Genomic DNA, 16,374 nt, shown 5'->3' on the forward strand with positions numbered 1-16,374 from the left:
GCAATGTTCAGGTTCGCAGCTACAGTAACTTAACTTGCACTCATTTTTTAATCAATTATACAACTGTTTCTGGACCAAAGGCCAGGGATGGAAAATTTCCATACCATTCAAATAATCGCATAAATTTTAGTTTGTGAATAAGTGGGGGATTCGCTCCGCTCTTTGTTGTTGAGAGAACGATCTTATTCAGATTTCCCGAATAGGTATCAGTACAGATCAACTTGTGATCAACATCTTGTGATGCTGAGTTAGTAAGATAGATTTTCACGGTTCCGTTTAACCGGGTGATATAGTACTGATTCCTGCTCCAGCTTCCGGTTAATCTCATTGCAGTATTCTTTCTTCCTTCGATATTTGTGATTAAGAGCGGGCCAGTAGGGCTTCCACTTCCTACCGCGTAATCCTGCATGCCTACAATAATCTTCGCTCCGGTCCCATCCCCTAACATGACGAAGGCTTCGCCCATATTCTGATTTGCATTCGAGGATGAATATCCCGATACAAATTCAAGAAGAAAATTATCTGGAAGTAGAAGATTTTTAGAAATTCCATTTATCCACGGATAATTAATGCTTCCTTCTTTCGGGATGAGATCCAATCTATCCCCATTTATCGTTGTAGATGCAACACCCGAGAGATCCCAATCCGGGAGCGGTTGGGTAAATATCGTTGTTATCCCGCACTGACTAGTATCGGCATCGCTCCACAACGCCGGAGCACTTGGATTATTGTAGTACAGGGTTGCAGTGATTCCTTCCGGAGGGAGGGAGGGGACCACAACGGAAAACCTTCCCCAATAGGAAGAGCTAAACTCTTCCCGTTCAATTTTAAATAGTGTATTACCAGGACCGACAATTCTGATATCGTCAAAACTCGCTTTCATATTACCGGTATTCACAAAAATTGTTGAGACTCCCTTCTTTGGATCTAAATCGTATCCAGTCTGCCATCCTAAATAAATTTTAAACGGTACAAGATGATTTTTTAAGGTTGCACCTGGAACACCGTTTATGGTGATGGTTCGCTTTAAGAGAAACCCTACTGCCGGATTTGCCGGAGGAAGAATCGTAAATCCATCAGAAAGTATCGATTGTCCGTTGTTCTTGTTTTTTACTTTGATATCACAAACTCCCGCATACCCGGCAGGATAACTAAAGTTTGCGCTCATTTTGCCTGGTGAAACGATCTCAACATAATTTGGCATTAAAGGCGGCTTTGTATCATGAATAATTTGAGTGACAACACCGGATTTAAAATTAGTTCCTGATATCTCAAGAGTTGAGGTCTCATTTTCTGTCACGATATTAGGGGAAACTCCCGATATCGTTGGGGGGAGTGCCGATAATGTTGTTACCTGGGAAGCTGCAGCGGCTACGGGAGAACTCCAGGAATACCCTCTTAATCGTATTTCGGTCGGAGAAATATCGGCATAATACATTCCGGATGTCGGATCATTGCATCGAAGCACTACGAGCCCGGAGTTCATTTTCTTTTCAAGATCTGTCTGTTGTGCTCGAAACTTCCGTTTTGTTGTAGCAGAAGCCCTCTTCGCTCCGGTTGTGGCCTCTAATATTTTTTTACTAATTTCTGCATATAGGTCATTCGAATCAGAAAGAATTTTTATCGCTTCTTGTGGTCCGGTACCATCTGTATAAGGAATACACCCCCATGGATTTTCAGCAATAATATATGCGGCAATATCTCCAGGGGATTCATTAAAAGGTAGAGGAATTGACGCGGTTCATAAAATATATTTGAGGTCTGTTGTTGGCGATCCCATTCTATACCGCCTTACCGGAAATCCAGTGAATAATATGACGGTTCACGGCACCATCTTCACCGAAGATCACATGAGATTCAAAACAAGTATTCATGTACCGAAGTACCAGGGCTTCCTGGGTGAAACACCCGAGACACCGGAGATCAACAATAGCCTCTTTTGTTTCAAGGTTCAGTTCCTCAAATGGGATATCCACTTCCATCAGGTTGCCTTCAATTTATCACAGTTTGGACAGTTATCCATCGTGTTCACAATTATAGAACTCATATTTTTCCCCGAATTATGGTAACATGAAAAATTTTGTCAATTCTGGATTTCAATATCAAGGTCGGGGCCGTTGTACCTCACTCATGATGTGGCCCCCTGGGCAGAGGAAATATAATCAAATGCCCACGAAACCGGATACTTTCCAAAAACTTTGGTGCCAGGTCGCCGGTTCACCAGTTCAGAGATCACCATCCGAAGTGGAATCTCCGGAAGTTCTCCGGCTCTCGGGTACTTATGCCGGTTCTCACGGATCTCCTCCTCGATCACATACCGGGGGATAATCGTCCGGTTCATGGTCTGAACACTCCGTATCGCTTCATCAATCTCGTATGAATACACCGAAACATCTCGTGCCATACTCACATCCTCCCGAAAATAGCAGAGGTACTCATGGAGACTCCTCCGGGATGGTCCCGGTTCCTCCGGCATTTGCATAACAGGAATCACAGATCGAGATCTGGTTCTCGGGATCTTTCCAGACAGCTTTCCCGGTATTACAAACAGAACACCGACCTACATCCACGAAGATCCGCTCCATCCCGGCGGTGTTCAGGGTTCCTGGAAGAGTCCGGAATGATCTCTCCTTCTTCTTCTCAGCGTTCTTGTAGCACTTTTTACAGATTCGCCGGGATGGTTCGTTCTTCCTGGCAAGCCTTCCGGGAGTTATCCGTTCAATATACTCGACATACCGGGCATTGCACCGGTCACATGGCTCCCGGATAGGAACATCAAGCTTCTTAAAATCAACCGAATCTACCTCATATGGCTCAGGCTTCCTTTGTTCTGCTTTTGAAGAAGAAGGATCTATGAGAGCAGAATATGGAGAATGAGCGGATCCCTTCGCATCTTTCTCATTAAATAATATGGAGGTTAAGCGTTCGAAATGGAATAGGCATATGAACCGGATTTATAATGAAATAGTTTGATCTTTTACGTCTTGGAAGACATCAGAGAAACTTGTCCGGACATAATGAATACTGTTTATTTCTAAAATTCTAAACAAATTGTCCTGAATATTAAACCATGATCCATCAATTTCAAACATCAATAGAGAATTTGTCAAACAGAAAATGATTGTGCCAAAAACAGCTTTTATCCGGACACTGACCTTATGAGCGGGGATGAAACCAGTAAACCCCATCATCCCCGGATTGATATGAAAACAAAAACAACCCCACAGATTACCAGGATCATAATTCTTGGAATTCTTTTAACCATTGGAGCAGCACTTACAGGCGTTGCAATGGCTACAGTAGAAGAAGAGATTACTATAACAGCAACAACCAAGCTCGAATGTACTGATTCATTGTGCACCGTCAGCAATGCTGACACCGGAGAAATTCTGGAAACGATGACTCCTGCCGAGTTAGAAATTCAGGTAGTTGAAACAAAAAAAGATTTCCGGATAGAAGGTCCGGATGCAAGCGGAAAATTCACATTTTACGATAAACAAACTGGAAAACCGGTTGGTTATGGATATAAAGGGTAATTCCCTTAATAGCCCTCCCCCTTTTTTTTCAGGGAAAAGAGATGTGCCAGAACAATTCAATATAAATAGGACAAATTAGTTAAACATGATGTTCAGGAACCGGCAAACATTATCTTTCCTCATACTCCTGATCCTTATCAGTTTGGCCGTTATCTCTCCTGTTCATGCTAATTCTGATTCAAACTATGCTTTTGCCTCTAAAGATACTAATAGTAATGAAGTAACCGTCATTGCAATAGGAGACAAAGATAACAATTCGCAAATAAAATATGGGACCATTCAGGCAACCTCTTTTGGAACAGAGAATATTGTTATAACAATTATATCAGATGAACCTTTCTCAACCGGAAACATATCTCCCGTGTATGAACTACTAAATCCCGGAGAAACCAGGTTTTTTTCTGATATCATATCAAAGGATCAGACTAAACAATATGTCCGGGTGACATATGACAAACCTGCACCGGTATCACTGCAGATTTTAACCCCGGATGGTGAGTACGGAACATACTCTGATATCGATGATGGTATCGAAGACAACGCAATATTCATGAGAATTTATTCAGAAACCGGCCTTGATCCGGGAAGATGGTATTACCAGGTTCATCTGCCGGATGATGCAAGCCCGGCATCCTTTCAGATAGAATCATGGGATGAGTAACATGAGAATTTTACCCATTTTTCTGTTCATACTTCTTCTCCTTCCGGTCCAGGTCATGGCAGACCGGTACATCGTTACCAGTGCATACGAGGATTTGCCGGATACACAGTCAAAAAATCCGGATAAGGTTCAGATATGGGAGCTTCCCCTCTGGTTATTTATTACCCAGGTTGTGCTCTTAAGTCCCATCTTTATGTTAATGAAACAGATCCTCTTTCTTGGGTACCGGGTAATCAGTAGAAATACCCTGTTTGAATCCAGGTCGAGAAGAGAGATTTATGAATTTATCGTTCAGAACCCGGGAATTCACCTTCGGGGAATTGCTACAACTATGGAAATGGAACTTGGAACTGTCCGGTATCATCTTGATCAACTGACACGGTTTTCCAAGGTGACAAAACTCCACTCCGGAGGGTTTGCAAGATATTATCCACCCGGATACTCTGCGGATGAGAAAAGATCCTTAAACCTTACCGCTTCCCCATCAAGGCACCGGATTATGTTGATGTTAAAGGAGAGTCCGGGTCTTACCAGGCAGGAGATAGGAGAGAGATTAAAAATTTCAGCCCAGGCTGCAGGCTGGCACCTTTCACAACTTTTGGATGAAGAATTAATACGGACACAAAAAACCGGTAGAACCGTGAAATACCAGGTAACAGAAGGATCAGATCCTGCGTTCCGGACAAAAAGAGAAGACGGAAAAGTGTGCCCACCACAGACCATATGACAGAATATATGGTGATACGCAAAGAGGAATATTAATTGCTGATTGTTTACGTAAACCAGCAATGATACCACAAAGATACGGAGAATTACACCCCGAAAAATATCAATTGATTTCACACCTCCAATTTTTGTCAGACCTGCTGCGAAATATTCAATCAGAATCGACACACCCGCCCTTCTTTCCAGGATCTCCATGATTTCACAACATTTTTCGACGTACTTTCCCCCAGTTTAAATAGATAGAGATGTCTCTAATATACCCCCTAAAAGAGCCTATCATTGTAATCATCATGCCATCCATTGCCTCATCTACAGGCATTAATAGCGACCCCTTGAGAAATCGATTTTTAACACCTAATCCGAAAATGAAGCCCAAAATAGTAAGATAAATATTTCCTCCCGACAGATAGGTAGAAAATTTAGGTATTTTCACAAATTAAGGTAAATTTAGGGTATTTCAGATATGTACCTCTGACCACATATTGACCATACTCTTCTTAATTTATTACTGTTTCATTCACCAGTTGATTATGATAATAACCTAAATTTCCTTCTCGCCAGTTTCCGAATTGTGGTTTTCAATAAATCAGATTCCATAAAGTTACACTGACGATTTTTCAGATCCATTTATCTCCTATTGAACCGGAAAGATTCACAGAGTTTTGTGATCGTATGACGATATCAAATTACAAACGATTATTCACAATTTTTTATGGATACAGGCGATGGCTGCTTCTATCCATTATTTTGAATATCATCGTTGCCGGAGGCACCCTGGCAATTCCTGCCCTCAGTGCTGCCTTGATAGATTATGGAATCCTCACCGGAGATTTTGAAAATGTCCTGGACATAGGGTTTCTCATGCTGATAGCGGCAATCATCGCCGGAATTTGCCAGATTGCAAACGCATCCATTGCAGTGTGGTTTGCAGGATATTGTTCTCACATTTTGCGAAAACAGACATTTGAAAAGATCCAGACCCTTTCGTTTGGGAATATTGACCGGTTCAGGGCAAGTGATCTCCTGGTCAGACTGACAACCGACATCATGAACGTGAAAACAGCGGTCATGCAGTCTATTATGCAACTGATGCAGGCACCACTTCTCCTTATCGGGACCATTATCATCCTGCACTTCATGGCACCAAGCCTTATGTGGATCATGATAACCCTCCTTATCCTTCTCACCATATCACTTCTCATCTATTTTGTAATCGTGGAGCCTGCATTTTCACAGAAACAAAAGAAGATAGATGGCGTTAATAATGCCCTCCGGGAAACACTCACCGGAATCAGGGTAGTAAAGGCATTTGTCCGGCAGAATTATGAAATCGAAAAATTCCAAAATGCAACAAAAGAATTACGGACTGCAGCCCTTCGCCCCCAGCATGTCATGGCGTACCTGATGCCGGCCATCATTGCCATCTCCATCATGGGTTTTGGAGCGGTGTATTATTTTGGTGGAATGGAAGTTATTACCGGAACCGGCCTTCAGATAGGGAATGTAACATCTGCAGCCCAGTACATCCTTATCCTGATGATGCCGCTCCTAATCATTGCAATCGTGCTGCCGTTTATCACCCAGGCAAATGCTTCATTGGTTAGGATTTTCGAAGTACTGGACTCAACTCCGGAGATCAGGGATCCGGAAAACCCTGCCTTGCTTAATCCCGAAACAGTAAAGGGGAGAGTGGTCTTTGAGCATGTATCTCTTTCATACCGGAATAATGCTGGTGAGCCTGAAGGAGAAGTACTCAAAGATATCAACCTGGTGGTAAACCCCGGAGAGACAATAGGTTTTCTCGGTGCTACCGGCTCTGGGAAATCATCACTCATATCACTCATTCCCCGGTTCTATGACGTAACTGAAGGAAAAGTCACTATAGACGGAGTTGATGTCAGGGACATTACACAAAGTGTTCTCAGAAAAATCGTGGGAATCTGCCTGCAGGAACCAGTTCTCTTTTCCGGAACCATCAGAGATACCATCACATTCGGAAACCGGGAAATGACCGATGATGATATGCTTGTTGCATCAATGGCTGCAGATGTGGATGGGTTTGTAAAAAATATACCGGAAGAATATGACGGAAAGGTCGCCAGAAGGGGATCGAATTTTTCCGGAGGGCAGAGACAAAGACTTGCCATTGCACGATCTCTGGCAACAAAGCCAAAAATACTCATCATGGATGACAGTACCAGTGCCTGTGATGTAGCTACAGAAGCCAGGATTCAGGATGCAATTGTAGACATGATGAAAACCGCAACAAAGTTCATCGTTGCCCAGCGGATTAGCTCGGTCATCACGGCAGATAAGATTGTCCTGATGGAGCATGGCAGAATCATTGCCACCGGAACACATGCAGAGTTACTAGAGAGTAATGCCCTCTACCAGGAGATCTATGAATCACAACTGGGCAGGGGTTTTCGTGCCGGAGGTGCTTCATGAAAACATATGCTGGAACAGCGGACAAAACCGAATCAGAATCCGGTTCCATGATAAAGACACTAAAGCGAATGCTCTCATATCTCACCTATTACCGGTATCGACTTATCTATGCCCTCATTCTGATGCTTGGTTTTTCCATCGCCATGGGTCTTCTTCCGACATTAATGGGAACTGCAACCGATATTATCACCCAAAAACAGTCCATTGCTGACCTTCAGAAGGTTTTCCTGTTATTTATCCTTGATGCCGTAGCACTATTGATTTGTGGTCATTTTTCACAAAAACTCCTCTCCGACATATCCCAGGATGCCCTCTATAACCTGCGAAATGATCTGTTTACCCATTTACAGATATTATCCCTGGGATTTTTTGATCGTCAGCCAATCGGAGAATTGATGAGCCGGATATCCAATGATACTGATGTTATTGATCAGTTCTTCTCAAACGGTATCCAGCAGGTCCTCCAATCCCTAACCACGATAACCGTTCTGACGGTTGTAATGCTTATCATAAACCCGTTCCTGGCCTTACTTGTATATCTGGCGGTTTTTTGTATTATCTGGATCTCTACAACCATCGCCAGGGTTTCCGGCCCGGCATTTGAACACATGCAGGAACAACTCGGTGAAATGAATGGCTATGCAGAAGAGCACCTGGCCGGACAGAAGGTGGCTATTGCGTATAGGCAGGAACAGTCATCTGTCAGCGCTTTTTCAGTTCTTTCTGCACATGTTGCGAGGACCGGAGGCAGGGCTGAATTTGTTGCACTTACCTCCATGCCTGCTGCAACCATCATGGCAAACCTCCAGATGATCATTCTTTTGATAGTAGGTGGAGCCATGATCATTCATGGAAATATCACTCTTGGTGAACTAGTTGCATTTCTTGGATTGTCATCAAGTATATCTTCGCCTCTCTCCCAGATCTTCTCATCATATGCAGTCATCATGAATGCATCCGCCGGAGCAGTGCGGGTATTTAAAATCCTTGATGAAAAACCCGTGGTTGCAGATAAACCTGAAGCAGGACCAATGCCATCAATCACGGGAGATGTCAGATTTGATAACGTTGATTTTGCATATGTTCCTGGCCGGACCATTCTCCGAAACAACACATTCAATGCTCTTCCCGGACAAATTTTCGGCCTATGCGGACCTACCGGAGCAGGAAAAAGTACCATTATTAATATCCTGACCCGGTATTACGATATCATGTCCGGATCCATAACGGTTGATGGAACCAGTATAGATTCGGTGAAACAGGACAGTCTTCGGTCCCAGATTGCCCAGGTCCTTCAGGAACCGTTCCTATTCTCAGGGACAATCATGGAAAACCTCCGATATGCCCGGGAGGGTGCAACGGACGATGAATGTATTTCTGCTGCAACAAAAGCCGGGGCATACGAGTTCATCATGGCTCAACCTGAATGTTTTGATACATTTCTCAGTGATGGCGGTGCTAATCTTTCTCAGGGTCAACGGCAGATGCTGACCATTGCAAGGGCCATGGTAGCCCATCCACGACTTCTCATTCTTGATGAAGCAACCAGTAATGTGGATACCAGAACCGAAAAGATAATCCAGAATGGACTATTGCACCTGCAGGAGGGAAAAACGTCATTCATCATTGCTCACCGTCTTTCAACAATCCGGCATGCAGACTGTATCCTTGTTATTAACCAGGGAGAAATTATCGAACAGGGAACCCATGATGAACTCATGAAAAAAGAAGGGTTTTATTATAACCTTTTCATGAGTCAGTTCAGAGGGAAACTGAGTATTATTACCGGTATCTCATAATTTCCCAGCATATCTTTTTATCATCGCCTTCATACGATTAAGGGAATCAAAAACCGTTAAAGGTTATTTGAACCCTAATAATTCAAAAATAGATACTTTCTTGAGATTCATTCTATTTCTACTAAATAAATAGAACCCAACATTGCCACTAACAAAAAATTAATGTGTTCTTCGTGACGTATGAATCGAGCAAAATAAAAAATAATAGCACGATTGTGGATGATCTCGTTGAGAGTCTATTGTCAAAGTGGCAAACGGAGGATCTAACATGGATTCATATCGAAAAAAACATATCGTATACAGAGCGAGAAGAATAATGAATCGTTACCTATCATCTGGATTCATATGTTTATTCATCCTGGTTTTACTGGCAGGAGTCTGTACAGCTGATGAATCTCCCCGGTACGTAATATACGTTCAGGGCGGTGAAAGTTCCATCATTCATGGATCAGAAGGGATAACGGATATTATTGTGAAGGATATCATTCCATATGCCCATTTTTCAGATGGAAAGAAAAGTCTTTTGATTCCTGATAAACTATTACGGTATATCACCTGTCCGGTAAATGCAGCGGTTGTCTTTTCCGGTGCTGGCGGTGAATCAGTATCTCTTATAGGGATATCTAATCTGTCGTTGTCTTATGAAAACAAGGATCTTACACTTCGCGTAAATCCGCTCGGTTTTTACGAAGGAGAGGCTCTGAAATCTTTTGCTAGTGAAAAGAATGAACTTGATGCTATCAATGTCGAAAAGTTTGAAACCACTGGTTTTTATCTTGAAATAATCGAGACAGGACCTGAAAATAATAACTGTCTGGCTCAGGAAATTGCATGTCTGAACGCCGATGATATGAAAGCTTGTTTAGGAGAATGTGGTTAAGGCCAGAGGAGAGAATAAACCTCATCTTCTCGAAATGGCAAAGTTTTTTCCTGATGGGACTAAAAAAAATCCTAATATATCCAGCAATAATTATAGATGAAGGAGGGGTATATTTTCACTTATCATCCGGTTCAAAGAATGATGATAAATCTGTTCCAGGATAATGATATACAAACCAGACAAAAGACGTGAGTATTATTAGCATATTCTCATCAGTTACCGGAAAAAAACCTGATAAAATTTTAATACCGATGACCTGTGACATGCTTTCAGGTTTAGAGTCCAGACGTGACCTTGGAGAGGCAATTGCAGATCTGGTTCTTGATTACTCCCCAAGATACCTGACAAAAATGAAGGTAAATTTTTCTGATAAGATTGATTCTTTTCCGGATGATTATAAAAGAGAACTGGAAGAAACAATAGCATCTTTTTTAGACGGCACATATCAGAAGATCCGGCTCATGAAGCAACAGGGTAGTTTTTCTACACTTGATACAGCAGTTTCAGAGCATGCAAAAAAGTACTGGGGGATGGTGGCTATTAAATGTCCGGGTGATGATATCGGATCCAGGATTCGGTTTTTAAAATATCTGCTCTCCGGGTTTTGTATGTTTGTCCAGGAGATACCCGGTCATCCGGTTGGTATGCCTTTTCCCGGAGGAGACAAGGTAAATTACATCGACGGGGTATATTATTGTCCGGTCAGAACAAAAGCCCATGATGTTGATGCAGCCCTCTGTCCTTTTTGTCCGGCAAAGCAGACTCCGGAGGTTGGGTATCTGAAACCTCCGGTAAAGGGAAGTAAACATAGAAAACAGGAGTACATAAAAGATATGTACGATTATCACCATTTTAACGGATAAAACCAGGCACACATAATAATGGCCGGATAAAAATATAATTAAGAGGGAAATTTGATTTTCATCTGCAAAAACCATAATTATCAGTGATATTTCCTGACTCAATGAAACATCAGTTTTTCTTTATAAGTAACAGAAATAGGTCTCCCCTCATATGGACCTTTCCAGTAAATAGATTTTCAGAAATATTTTACCGTTCCAGATACATAGGGATATTCACTATCTAGAACCTAAATCTCCTCTCCGTGAGAAGAAAAAATTCAGCGAATTATTATGGAAATCAGCCCAATATCAGTATTATATGTAGATGACGAATCTGACCTTCTGCGTATCGGGAAGATTTTTTTGGAAAAAAATGAAGATATCCGTGTTGATATTTCGCCTTCTGCCAAAGATGCCTTGAAACTTTTACAGTCCGGATCATATGATGCCATTATATCTGATTACCACATGCCCGGAATGGATGGCATTGCATTTTTACAGGAAGTTAGAAGAATGCCTGGTGATATCCCTTTTATTTTGTTTACGGGGCGTGGGCGGGAAGAAGTCGTAATCCAGGCAATAAATAATGGTGCTGACTTTTATCTCCAGAAAGGAGGGGAACCAAAGTCTCAGTTTGCCGAGTTAGCCCATAAAATCCGGCAGGCAGTACGGAGAAAGCAGGCAGAACGAGCCGTCCGTAAATCAGAAAAACGCCTCTACGATATCATTGATTTTCTCCCGGACCCTACTTTTGTTATTGATACATCAGGAAAAATCATCTCCTGGAATAAGGCAATGGTTGAAATGACCGGTATATCTCCCGATGAAGTCCTTCTGAAAAATAGTGGAGATGTAGCTTCTATTTTTTATAATTCACACCGTCCGCTACTGATTAACCTCATTGATGAATCAGAAGAGCATATTCAGAAATACTATTCAAATGTCAGAAGGACTGACAACGCTCTCATGGCAGAGACCGATTTGATCATAGTAAAAGGAAACCGGATAAGTGTATTCATTAAGGTCAGCAGGCTCTATGATGAAAACGGTGAGGTCTCTGGTGCCATAGAATCCATACGTGACATCACCGAACTAAAAAAAGCCGAGAAAGAGCTCAGGAAAACGGTCCATGAACTCGCCCTTGCTCAGGAGATCAGTCATATTGGATCCTGGGAATATAATCCTGCAACAGAGGTTTACCGTGGTTCTGTCGAAGCTCTCAGCATATTTGGATTTCCTCCCAATATAAAAGAGAATCAGCTTGATGAAATCTATCGTTGTATTCCGGACCATGAAAAATTGAACATGGCATTAGTAGATCTCATCAGAGAGAATTCGGAGTACGATCTTGAATACACTGTGGTTCCGGCTGATGGTTCACCTCCCCGGATTGTTCACTCCCTTGCCCGTGTTGAAAGGGATGAACAGGGAAATGCCACCCGGATAATCGGAGTTATCCAGGATATCACCAAACGAAAACAAGCTGAAGATGAATTAGCATTTAAAAATCTCATCCTTACTACCCAGCAGGAGGTCTCTCCGGATGCTATTCTCATTGTTGACAAAAACGGAATTATTCTTGGATATAACCGGAATTTTGTTACGATATGGAACATTCCTGAAGAAATTTTGGCATCAGGTGAAGATGAAACAGTGCTTTTGTTCGTTGCTTCTCAAACACTCAATTATGAAGCATTCCTCTCACGAGTCAGGTATCTCTATTCACATCCAGAGGAAAAAAGTTTCGAGGAGATACTTCTCACTGATGGAAGGACCCTGGAACGGTTTTCTTCCCCGATGACAGGAGAGGACGAGGCCAATTTTGGGAGAGTTTGGTTTTTCAGGGACATTACTGAACGAAGGCAGGCAGCTCGTGAACTGGAACAAAAAAACCAGGATCTTGTTGCATCATATGAACAACTGGCAGCTTCTGAAGAAGAACTGAAAGCCCAGTTTGATGAACTCGTGGAACGTGAGCAGACCATCCGGATACATGAGACCAGACTTCTCATGGCCCAGGATATCGGAAATACCGGATGTTGGGAGTATAATTTACAAACTGATAAGATCTGGGGTTCTGCAAAAGGACTCTCTATTTTTGGATTTCCCGGAGTAGCCGGCGATTTTCCTATTGAGGAGATAGAAGATTGCATTCCTGATCGAAAACGGGTTCACCAGGCCCTGGTAGACCTTCTCATTCGGGAAAAACCCTATGATCTTGAATATGAAATAAACCCTGCAGACGGTTCTCCTCCCCGGTTTATTCATTCGGTGGCAAGACTCGAGAAAGATTCAGATGATCATATCATCCGGGTGATGGGAGTTATCCAGGATATTACCGAGAGGAAAAAGAGAGAACTGGTTCTGAAAGAGATCAATGAAGCATTTATCCAGGCTCAGAAGATTGCCCGGGTGGGTAGCTGGATTTGGAACCTGAAATCCGGTACCCTTACCTGTTCAGATGAGTTATACCGGATATTCGGTTTTGAACCGGGAGAAATTGTTCTTGATCTTAAAATCATCAGGGCACGAATTCATCCGGACGATCAAAAAGATCATGAAATTGTGCTTGAACATGCTATCAGGACAGGATTATTCAGGCCTGAAGAGTACCGGGTGATATATCCTGACAATTCCATTCACTTTGTAAATGCAAATGGTTCGGTTGAGATGGATGCAGATGGTACGGCACTTCGAATAATCGGCGTTTGTCAGGATGTAACCGAACAGAAACAAGTGGCACAGGAACGAGAACGGCTCATCGAAGATCTCGGGGAAACAAACGAAGAACTCAGTGCAACATATGAATCATTGCTTGGAACAGAGCAGGAACTCAAAAACCAGTATGATGCCTTAGCCATATCTGAAGAGAACCTGCGTCAGACAAATGCCTATCTTGAAAACCTGTTCGCTATTGCAAATGTTCCGATTGTTATCTGGGATCCCTCATTCCGTATTACCCGTTTTAATCATGCCTTTGAACTTCTTACCGGCAGAACCGCAGAAGAAGTAATCGGTCAGTCTATCCGGGTTCTCTTTCCTCCTGACCAGGCAGACCATATCATGGAACTTTTACGTTCCACTCTTAAAGGAGTTCGCTGGGATACCACAAAGATAGATGTCATATGTAAGGATGGAACGCTCCGGACATTGATCTGGAATTCAGCCACTTTGTTTTCTCCGGATGGAAAAACTCCGGTGGCAACCATTGCTCAGGGTCATGACATCACTGAGGAAATACTGCTTGAACAGGAAAAAAATACGGCATTAAAACAGATTCAGAAAAATCTTGCATACCTTGCAATCCTCAATGACGAGATTCGAAATCCTCTCTCTATTATTGTTGCGTATACAGAAATGCTGGATGATTCGAAGAGCCTTGATCTTATAACCGAACAAGTCCACCGGATTGATCAGATTGTTGGACATCTGGACCAACGCTGGATGGAATCTGAAAAGGTTCTGAATGCAATTCGTAAACATTATAATCTTCATATCCCTTTTTTGGATGATAAAAATGTCAACGCTCAGGTTGATAACAGATGGATTTCTCCTGAAACTTTTCTGAAATCGGGTAAGTTGGATGAGAGAGGGGTAAAAGAAGTCCAGGCACAACTGTACACAATTCTTGATAGTTTTGTTTCGGTGATTTATATTGCGGATATGGATACCAATGAGATCCTGTATATCAATTCATATGGGAAGGATCATCTTCGAAAATTCTCCGATCTTCCTTATTATTCAGATATCACCATAGGTCGTGAGAAATCTTTTCTTTCGTGTATGAACTCTTCATCAGATGAATTAGATGCTCCGGATAAGATTCACCAATGTGAATTTTTCAATCCTCACAATAAATTATGGTATGACTGCCGAAACCGGATAATCCGGTGGAATGACGGCAGGATGGTCAGACTGGTGATAGCAACAGATATTACCCCACGAAAACGTTCTGATAAAAAACTTCAGGAATTACATGAGTTTCAGAATGCGGTTATTTCTGATGCACGGGTCTGGATCATGGCGGTAGATAAAAAAGGAGTAGTCCTCTTATGGAACGCTGCTGCAGAAGAGATAAGCGGGTATTCTTCAGATGAGGTAGTGGGAAATGATAAGATATGGGTTCTCCTGAATCCGGATAAAGAAAATTTACAACAGATTATTCAGATTGCAAAAGAGAGCATTGACTCTGAAAGGGGTGTGGATCAATTTGAGGCTGCTATCCGGACAATTGATGGAGATCGAAAGATAATTTCCTGGAATCTGAATGCGATTCGTGATGATACCGAAGATATTACCGGATATGCCATAATCGGGATTGATATTACTGATTGGAAGCTTGCCCAATCGGCACTTGAGCAGCAGTCTTCCTTCCTTCAGGTTCTCATAGATACTCTCCCGGTACCAATTTTTTACAAAAACCGTGATGGTGTGTATTCCGGATGCAATGCTGCTTTTGAAAAATATTTCGGAAGAACGCGAGATCAGGTAATCGGTAGAACGGTTTATGAATTCTGGCCTAAACGTGAAGCAGATGTTTTTTATAAAGCAGATATGTCTGTTTTTAATTCCCCCCATATTCAACAGTATGAGACGGAGATGCAGTACGCTGACGGATCAGTTCACCAGGTGATGTTTTACAAGGCACCGTTTTTTGACGATACCGGCCAGGTATCCGGACTTGTCGGGACCATTATTGATATTACCGATCAAAAACGGGTTGAAGAATCTCTTCGTGAATCAAATCAGAAACTTCGTCTTCTGACCGGGCTGACGCGTCACGATATTTTAAACAAACTCTCTGCAGTACAGCTCCTTTTGGATATGGCTCTTCAATCATCGGATATTGCCTTCATTCATAAGAACATATCATATGCTCTTGAAGCTGAGGAAATAATTGAGAAGACTATCGGATTTACCCGGGAATATGAAGAGTTTGGAACTGTCTCTGCAGGGTGGTATCATGTAAGGCCGATTATCGAATCAGCAAAAAAAGAGGTTACTCCTGGTGACATTTTTATCGATAACCAGATTCCAAAAGGCCTTACCATCTATGCAGACCCGATCGTACGAAAAGTATTTACTACGCTTCTTGAGAATGCAATCCGTCATGGAGGAAAAATCACCCGTATTTCTATTTCCTGTGTCCTGGAATCAGGAAATCTTATTATTGTCTGTGAAGATGACGGAATCGGAATTCCAAAAGAAGAGAAAGAATTGATATTTGATCATGGATACGGGATGAATACCGGAATTGGTCTTTTCCTTTCACAGGAAATTCTCTCAATTACACGGCTCGCTATTCGTGAGAGAGGAGTTTTTGGAAAAGGTGCCAGATTTGAGATTTTCGTTCCAGCAGATAAGTTCAGGTTTTCTGATCCGGATACTCCATCATACCACAGTCCGGGAAATGGGGTATGAACCCAGGATATTACTCCTCATACAATAGGTCACCATATTTTTCATCTGATGATCCGAAAGA

At 42.3% G+C, this 16,374-nt stretch carries 12 protein-coding genes; 8 read left to right on the forward strand and 4 right to left on the reverse strand.

Going from position 1 to position 16,374, the window contains the following annotated elements; genetic code table 11:
• Positions 1-55 precede the first annotated feature (55 nt).
• The 4 genes from DLD82_RS00300 to DLD82_RS18815 form a co-directional block, all read right to left on the reverse strand.
• Entirely contained in the window at positions 56-1,486 is a 1,431-nt protein-coding gene (locus DLD82_RS00300) for a hypothetical protein (RefSeq protein WP_146199637.1), read from the reverse strand.
• A gap of 295 nt (positions 1,487-1,781) precedes the next feature.
• Complete coding sequence (locus DLD82_RS00310) at positions 1,782-1,982, reverse strand: hypothetical protein (RefSeq protein WP_109939106.1); 201 nt, start codon at positions 1,980-1,982, stop codon at positions 1,782-1,784.
• A 146-nt stretch (positions 1,983-2,128) separates the two neighbouring features.
• Positions 2,129-2,404, reverse strand: coding sequence for a hypothetical protein (locus DLD82_RS00315; RefSeq protein WP_109939107.1), 276 nt, complete (start codon positions 2,402-2,404; stop codon positions 2,129-2,131).
• Between the two features lie 31 nt (positions 2,405-2,435).
• Entirely contained in the window at positions 2,436-2,585 is a 150-nt protein-coding gene (locus DLD82_RS18815) for a hypothetical protein (protein ID WP_219968272.1), read from the reverse strand.
• Between the two features lie 573 nt (positions 2,586-3,158).
• Between DLD82_RS18815 and DLD82_RS00320 the strand changes: the two genes are divergently transcribed.
• The 8 genes from DLD82_RS00320 to DLD82_RS00360 all read left to right on the forward strand — a co-directional run bounded on the left by DLD82_RS00320 (position 3,159) and on the right by DLD82_RS00360 (position 16,313).
• Positions 3,159-3,536 (forward strand): hypothetical protein, encoded by a 378-nt coding sequence (locus DLD82_RS00320; RefSeq protein WP_109939108.1) that lies wholly within the window; start codon positions 3,159-3,161, stop codon positions 3,534-3,536.
• Positions 3,537-3,621: 85 nt separating this feature from the next.
• Positions 3,622-4,197 (forward strand): hypothetical protein, encoded by a 576-nt coding sequence (locus DLD82_RS00325; protein WP_109939109.1) that lies wholly within the window; start codon positions 3,622-3,624, stop codon positions 4,195-4,197.
• A gap of 1 nt (position 4,198) precedes the next feature.
• Entirely contained in the window at positions 4,199-4,924 is a 726-nt protein-coding gene (locus DLD82_RS00330; protein ID WP_181391164.1) for a winged helix-turn-helix transcriptional regulator, read from the forward strand.
• Between the two features lie 671 nt (positions 4,925-5,595).
• Complete coding sequence (locus tag DLD82_RS00340) at positions 5,596-7,371, forward strand: ABC transporter ATP-binding protein (protein WP_109939112.1); 1,776 nt, start codon at positions 5,596-5,598, stop codon at positions 7,369-7,371.
• Positions 7,368-9,170 (forward strand): ABC transporter ATP-binding protein, encoded by a 1,803-nt coding sequence (locus DLD82_RS00345; protein WP_109939113.1) that lies wholly within the window; start codon positions 7,368-7,370, stop codon positions 9,168-9,170. The genes DLD82_RS00340 and DLD82_RS00345 overlap by 4 nt, the downstream gene beginning before the upstream one ends.
• A gap of 316 nt (positions 9,171-9,486) precedes the next feature.
• Positions 9,487-10,050, forward strand: a complete 564-nt coding sequence (locus DLD82_RS00350; protein ID WP_146199639.1) for a hypothetical protein — start codon at positions 9,487-9,489, stop codon at positions 10,048-10,050.
• Positions 10,051-10,301: 251 nt separating this feature from the next.
• Positions 10,302-10,913, forward strand: a complete 612-nt coding sequence (locus tag DLD82_RS00355) for a DUF2115 domain-containing protein (protein WP_109939115.1) — start codon at positions 10,302-10,304, stop codon at positions 10,911-10,913.
• Positions 10,914-11,183: 270 nt separating this feature from the next.
• Positions 11,184-16,313: a PAS domain S-box protein gene (locus DLD82_RS00360; protein WP_109939116.1), complete on the forward strand. Its 5,130-nt coding sequence runs from the start codon at positions 11,184-11,186 to the stop codon at positions 16,311-16,313.
• Positions 16,314-16,374 lie beyond the last annotated feature (61 nt).

The organism is Methanospirillum stamsii, assembly GCF_003173335.1.
GTDB classification, from domain to species: Archaea; Halobacteriota; Methanomicrobia; order Methanomicrobiales; family Methanospirillaceae; genus Methanospirillum; species Methanospirillum stamsii.